This is a genomic window from Massilia eurypsychrophila (assembly GCF_002760655.1).
GTDB lineage: Bacteria > Pseudomonadota > Gammaproteobacteria > Burkholderiales > Burkholderiaceae_D > JAFCUW01.
The window spans coordinates 58,801-65,571 of sequence record NZ_PDOC01000023.1 but is presented as its reverse complement, the minus strand read 5'-3'; the positions used below and the strand labels follow the sequence as shown (position 1 = coordinate 65,571).

General features: G+C 61.0%; 3 protein-coding genes. All 3 read right to left on the bottom strand.

From position 1 onward, the window contains the following. Positions 1 to 363: 363 nt before the first annotated feature. Genes CR105_RS23360 through CR105_RS23345 form a run of 3 tightly spaced genes read right to left on the bottom strand, consistent with a single transcriptional unit; the run spans position 364 to position 5,359 of the window. On the bottom strand, positions 364 to 2,952 hold the full coding sequence (locus tag CR105_RS23360) for a response regulator (protein WP_099792729.1): 2,589 nt from the start codon (positions 2,950 to 2,952) through the stop codon (positions 364 to 366). Positions 2,953 to 3,011: 59 nt separating this feature from the next. After that, positions 3,012 to 3,743, bottom strand: a complete 732-nt coding sequence (locus CR105_RS28725) for a response regulator (RefSeq protein WP_218968749.1) — start codon at positions 3,741 to 3,743, stop codon at positions 3,012 to 3,014. Further along, entirely contained in the window at positions 3,740 to 5,359 is a 1,620-nt protein-coding gene (locus CR105_RS23345) for a PAS domain-containing sensor histidine kinase (RefSeq protein WP_099792727.1), read from the bottom strand. The genes CR105_RS28725 and CR105_RS23345 overlap by 4 nt, the downstream gene beginning before the upstream one ends. Between the last annotated feature and the right edge of the window lie 1,412 nt (positions 5,360 to 6,771).

The window sequence follows — 6,771 nt, the reverse complement described above, 5'->3', positions numbered from 1 at the left end:
TGACCGGGGATTACGTCTGGCGTCAGAATCGGAAGACCGACGTTGGACAATTTCGGCCGTTGGGGTTCCGCAACAACGAGTGAATTGGCTTAGCGCCCGATTTTTTCCGAATCCTGTGTGCACCCCTTCAAAGTCGCGCCGTAGGCTTAGCGTGCTATTTTTTCATTTTCCCTCTTCTCCCCTGGTAGTAAGCGCTCTGACTGTTCGCGTTCACGCGGGTGCTGTGGGCAAGTGTGTGCAAGCTGTGGGCAGGGCGTGGGCAACGGGTTTATCGTTGTCCATCCCCTGTCCATGGCTTGTGCACACGGTGTCCCACTTAGGGACATGTCCATAGCTAGAAGTATGGGCCTGGGGGTGCGCGCATCAAGCGATCAAGCGCGCGCGTGCGTCACTCAAATCAATTCCCTCGAGCTGGCGTATGAGCCGGTCGCGCGTGGGCTTGACATGGCGCAGGATGCTGCTGACCAAGGCCGGCGCATCGAACGGCTTGACGATGTAGTCATTCATTCCGGCGGCAGTGGCCCGTTGGCGCTGACTCCTCAGCGCGTCGGCTGTTACCGCGATGATCGGCAAGTCTGCCAGCCCGAGTTCGAGGCGAATTCGTCGTGTCGCCTCGTGGCCATCGAGCACCGGCATCTGTAAATCCATGAGCACCACGTCGAAGGCGCGTGGTTCGGCCTGGAGACGGTCGAACGCTTCCTGCCCGTTGCTCGCGAGCCAAACCTGCGCGCCCTCCAGTTCGAGAATGTACTTTGTCCCGTCCCGGTTGATGGTGCTGTCGTCGACGACCAAAATGCGCACGCCAAGCAGGGCGTGTTCGCCAGGCGCAGCCGAAGAAACCGCTAGACGCGCCAGCGCTTCCGGCGCGGCCATCGCAAAGTCCAACACGACCCTGAACTCGCTGCCAGCACCTGGCGTGCTGTCCAGTCCCACCTCGCCGCCCATCAGCTTGACCAATCGCTGGACTATCGACAGGCCTAGCCCCGTGCCACCGAAGCGCCGCGTGATCGATGAATCGGCCTGAGCAAACGGCGCGAACAGCCGTGCCCGCACTTCGGGCGCAATGCCGATGCCGGTGTCCTGCACGACGAAGCTAAGCGTTATGTGCGTCGACGTGGCAGCGAGCCGGCGAATCCGCAGCTTGACGCCGCCGCGCTCGGTAAACTTGATTGCATTGGACAGCAGGTTGGTCAGGATCTGCTTGAGGCGAGTGGCATCGCCTTCCAGCACCCCGGGGAGGTCGTCCGGTGCGTCGATCTCGAAGGCGATTGCCTTGCCCTCCGCGTGCACCGCCATCACGTCGGTCAGTTCATTCAGCAGGCTGCGCAGGCTGAATGTGGCGCGCTCGGCGATCAACTCACCCGCCTCGATTTTCGACAGGTCGAGAACGTTGTTGAGTATCTCGAGCAGCGACTTGCTGGCGAGCTTGATCTTCGCGAGATATCCCACCTGCTGTTCGTTCAGTGACGTCCGCTCAAGCAGGTAGCACAGGAGGGTCACCGTGCCCAGCGGCGTACGAATCTCGTGGCTCATGTTGGCGAGGAACTCGCTCTTGGCACGGCTTGCCTGTTCGGCGTTGTGCGACGCCTCGCGCAGGGACTCCTCGTATTGCTTGCGCTCTGTGATGTCGCGCAGGATCACGGTGTAGAGCTTCTGGCCACCCACCTCGATCTGCGAGATCGCGGCTTCGATCGGGAACTCCGTGCCGTCTGCGCGTAGCGCCATGAGTGCTTCCTGCGAACGCATCGAGCGCGAGGTCACCCGGATGCCGGCGCGCCCGAAGGCATGCACGTGGCCGGCATGCGCGGCGCGCGAACGGACGGGCACGAAGCGTTCGAGCGTCTGCCCAAGTGCCTGTGCTGACGGGCACGCAAACATCTTCTCGGCCGCCGCATTGAACAGCACGATGCGCTGCTCGTCATCGATGCTGATGACGGCGTCCATCGCCGAGTCGACGATTCCGGCAACCCGGCGCTCGTGCAAGGCACTTGCCTTGAGCAGCGCTTCTTCCGCCCGCTTGCGAGCGGTGTTGTCGGTGCCGATCAGCAAGTAACCGATGATTCCGCCGGGGGCGTCGCGCAGGGCCGTGACCGAGACGACTGCAGGGAAGCGGCTGCCATCCTTTCGGATGTAGGTCAATTCGTAGATGTCTTCGATGCCGCGCGAGGCCTTGAACACCAATGCATCGAAGCCCGGCGCAATCGAGGTCTCGAGTTCGAGACTCAGTGCTTGGGCGCGCGCGATCACTTCCTGTGGATCGGAAATGTCGGCCGGCGTGATCTTGTTCATCACCTCGGCGGCCGTATAGCCCAGCATGCGCTCGGCGCCGACGTTAAAGATCTGGATCACGCCGCTTGCGTCGGTGGCAATGCTCGAGAAATTGGCGCTGTTAAAAATCGCGCTCTGCAGGGCTCCCGCCTTGAGCAGCGCCTCTTCCGCCCGCTTGCGTTCGGCGATCTCCGCGGTGAGCGCCGCGGTTTGCGCCTGGAATTCCGTGTTCTTCTCCTCCAGCTTGGACACCAGCCGCTCGCTGTGTTCCTTGAGCACCTCGACTTCCTGCAAGGCCTCGGGGCGCGGCGCGGCATGAGGCATGGCGATGGCCTCGTGCAGCGCGGCGACGATGGTTTTGAGGGAGACGGGTTTCCTGATGTATTTGTCGGCGCCCACGTCGAATATCAGTTTCTCGTCGGCGGGCGAGATGTATGTGGACGAGTAGATGATGATGGGCAGGTCGTGCAGGTGCGCGTGCTTGCGGATTTCGTAGCAGAGCCGGAAACCGTCCATGTGCGGCATGAGGATGTCGGAGATGACCGCGTCCACGCGCTGCCGCTCCAGCAGAGCGAGCGCATCTACGCCGTGATGAGCCTCGAAGACCGCGTGGCCTTCGGCTTCGAGTTGCGCGCGCAGCAGCTTCAGGTTGGTGGGGGTGTCGTCAACGATGAGGAGGTTCATGGTTCCTTTTCCTTCGCCTGCTAGTTGACCGGGTCGCCTACTTCGGCGACGGCGGTGAGTTAATCGGACAGTTCACATGTGTCGATCGGCTTCAGAAGGTAGGCATCGCACCCGGCAGCAAGGGCGGCGTCCTTCGGATATTGTTCGGGATAGAAGGTGACAGCGACGACGCAAATGTCACGCGTGTCGGGCTCGGCCTTGAGCTTGCGGGCCAGCGCGAGGCCGTCCACGCTCGGCATGTCGAGGTCTAAGAGGATGAGCTGCGGGCGGTCTTCTTTGATGGCGGCGAGGGCCTGCTCGGCGGCCTCGACTGCAGCGACCTCGTGGAGGGCGGTGCTCAGGACGAGATTCGAGAGCTTGATATCCGCAGCGTGGTCTTCGATGACGAGGACTTTCATGCGGCTTCCTCGTGATTGCCCGCTTGCGCGAGCCAGATACCCGGCCACCTGGTCGGGCAGCTTGCGCGTGTCAATGGGCTTGGTGATGTAGCCGTCGCAACCAGCGTCGAACGCCTTCTGATCGTCGCCTTTCATGGCGAAGGCCGTAAGCGCGACTATGCGGATGCCGCGGGTGCGCTCCTCGGCCTTGAGTTTGCGCGTGAGCGTGAGCCCGTCCATGCCGGGCAGGGCGATGTCCATGAGGATGAGGTCGGGCAGGGTGGTGGCGAGGACGACCTGCGCCTCCTCGGCGTCCACGGCCTTGAGGATGTTGTAGCCCTCGAATTCGAGCACGTCGGAGGCGAGCTTGAGATTGGTGGGGTTGTCGTCCACGACGAGGATTGTTGCGCTCACACTGTCTCCCTTTCTTCTGTCATCACCGGCAGGACGACGATAAACACACTGCCCTTGCCCGGTTCGCTTTCCACGCCGATGTGTCCGCCCTGGAATTCGATGATCTTCTTCGTCAGCGCCAGGCCGAGTCCCGTGCCCTCAAAGCGCCGCGCAGTGCCGGAATCCAGTTGCTCGAACTCGGTGAAGAGCCGGTTGATGTCCTCCTCCTTGATGCCGATGCCGGAGTCGCGGACCTGCACTTCGAGCCGGTGCGGGTCCAGGCGGCGCACGTGGATGTCCACCTGGCCGCCTTCGTCCGAAAACTTCACCGCGTTTGACAGCAGGTTGTAGAGCACCTGCTTGAATTTGTGCTGGTCGAGCGTGACGGCGTCGAGTCCCTCGCCGACCTCGATGCCCAGCGCGATGCGCCTCTTTTGGGCGACGCCCTTGATGACAGCGGCGACTTCCTCGACGGCCTTGTGCACGGGGAAGGTCTCCGGGTGCAGTTCCATCTTGCCGGCCTCGACCTTGGCCAGGTCGAGCACGTCGTTGATAAGCTGAAGCAGGTGGCGCGCGCTGGTGAGCACGTCGCTCAGATAATCCTTCTGCTTGGGGCGGAGCGGGCCGGGCTTCTCGTCAATCAGAAACTCGGTGAAGCCGATGATGCCGTTGAGCGGCGTGCGCAGCTCGTGCGACATGTTGGCGAGGAACTCGCTCTTCATGCGGTTGGCATACTCCAGCTCTATGGCCTGTTTGCGAGCGGTGTTATCGGTCCCGATCAGCAGGTAACCAATAATTGCGTTTTGAGCATCGCGCAGGGCCGTGACCGACACCAGCGCCGGAAAGCGGCTGCCGTCGTGGCGGATGTAGGTCAGCTCGTAGATGTCCTCGATCCCGCGTGAGGCCTTGAACACCAGCGCCTCGAAGCCCGGCGTAATCGGAGTGCCCAGCTCAAGGCTCAAGGCCTTGGCACGCGCGATCACTTCCTGCGGATCGGAAATGTCGGCCGGCGTGATCTTGTTCATCACCTCGGCGGCCGTGTAGCCCAGCATGCGCTCGGCGCCGACGTTGAAGATCTGAATCACGCCGTTCGCGTCGGTGGCGATGCTCGAGAAATTGGCGCTGTTGAAAATCGCGCTCTGCAGGGCTCCCGCCTTGAGCAGCGCTTCTTCCGCCAGCTTTCGCGCGGTATTGTCGGTGCCGATCAACAGATAGCCGATGATAGCGTTTTGAGCGTCGCGTAAGGCCGTGACCGATACCACCGCCGGGAAGCGGCTGCCATCCTTGCGGATATAGGTCAGCTCGTAGATGTCCTCGATCCCGCGTGAGGCCTTGAACACCAGCGCATCGAAGCCCGGCATAATCGGAGTGCCCAGTTCGAGGCTCAAGGCCTTGGCACGCGCGATCACTTCCTGCGGATCGGAAATGTCGGCCGGCGTGATCTTGTTCATCACCTCGGCGGCCGTGTAGCCCAGCATGCGCTCGGCGCCGACGTTGAAGATCTGAATCACGCCGTTCGCGTCGGTGGCGATGCTCGAGAAATTGGCGCTGTTGAAAATCGCGACTTGCAAGGCTCCGGTATTGAGCAAGGCATCCTCCTGGCGACGGACCTCGCTGAGGCATTCCACTTGGGGCATAGTCGATTTCTGAAAAGGAAGGATCAGTCTGACGGACGGGGCAACGGGCTGATGGAGCAATAGGCGGCCTACTTTTTTTCCCATTTTGGCGCGCTTACGTCGATGGTGACAGGCGCACCGAGGCAGGAAGCCAACCTGTCACCACTTATTTACTCACATAGGCCGCAGATGTGCGAAGCAATCTTGACGACATCGCATCATACCTTTGTTTTGTCGTACATACTTTTTTTGGGCATGTTTTTTTTGCAAGGACGGTCATGATCCCACGAAACTAAACACTTAACCCGGTTTTCCGTTCCACTGCACCTCAAACCCCACCTTCACGCCGTTCTCGTCCGACCGCACTCGTTGCGCGACCCGGCCGCTGCGGTACGTGCCAGACAGGCGGCACGCTGCCGCTGATGGAGTAAGTGCTGGGCAACCCGGCGTCAAGGTCAAGCTGTACATCCGTCCACACGATGGTGACGCGCTACAGGATCCTGGGCGCGTCCGCCTCACCAAGCCCCTGGTGACACGGCGCCTTACAGCCGTTTTCGCGGCACAAGATAACGCGGCATACACGGTCGGTCACGAAAGCGGCGTGTAGGGGCAGCAGAGCGTCCGGAATAGCCTTCGGCGTGCGAACGGGCCCCTCTTCCTGTAGACGCTTTTTGCTGAATTTGCCGGTTGGCGGCGTCGGCATCGAGGCTGGCACACCAGCCCGGTTGAGCGGTGGTCGTGGCGCGGGGTTTGCGACACGTCCAGCGCGATGTATCCGGGTCTTGCGTCCCGCAGGGATGGCCGCTTGCGGCCAGGCCAGTTCGTGCGGGTGTTCGCACGGGCTGGACCGCTTAGACCTCGTTGGCCAGGGACGTATGCGTTTTGGTTTTTCTGGTGTTACCTGTTTTTCGCAGCCCTGGCGGCGCTCGACATGCAGTGGCTACTATAGAGTTAACGGAACGCTCTAGCCGCGCTCTCGCTTGGCCCTCCCGCAGTTTTTCTTCGAAAAACTTTTGGGTCGATGGATTTGTTTTTTCTTTGAAAAAAAAATCCGTGAAAACCAACGGCAAACCCGGTTTGCGGCTTCCTCGGGCCTGTGGACAACATGAACACGTTGCCCACGAGGATTTGACTTTACCGTTAAATTGAGAGTCGTCGAGGTGCCTGCCTTTCAGTCTTTCCTTGTGCGCGAAGCGCAGTCTTGATTTCCCCTCACGGGGTGCCCGCGAGCGGGCGGGGTGGGGTATTAAAGTCGCTCACGGAACGTGCGAATTAAAAAATGGATTAAAAAAGCGATTATCCACCCGCGCTTTCCCTATGAAAAACCCGGTTTTGGTGGGAGTGGACTCACGAACTAGTGGGAGTGAAGACCCTAGTTGCTGGGATTCAATACCCGAAGGGTGGGATTCAAACCCCGACTGCGCCCTGGGACT

Excerpts from the sequence above, each read along its gene's own strand:
- CR105_RS23360 (WP_099792729.1), bottom strand. The coding sequence starts at position 2,952 with ATGAACCTCCTCATCGTTGACGACACCCCCACCAACCTGAAGCTGCTG.
- CR105_RS23345 (WP_099792727.1), bottom strand. The coding sequence starts at position 5,359 with ATGCCCCAAGTGGAATGCCTCAGCGAGGTCCGTCGCCAGGAGGATGCC.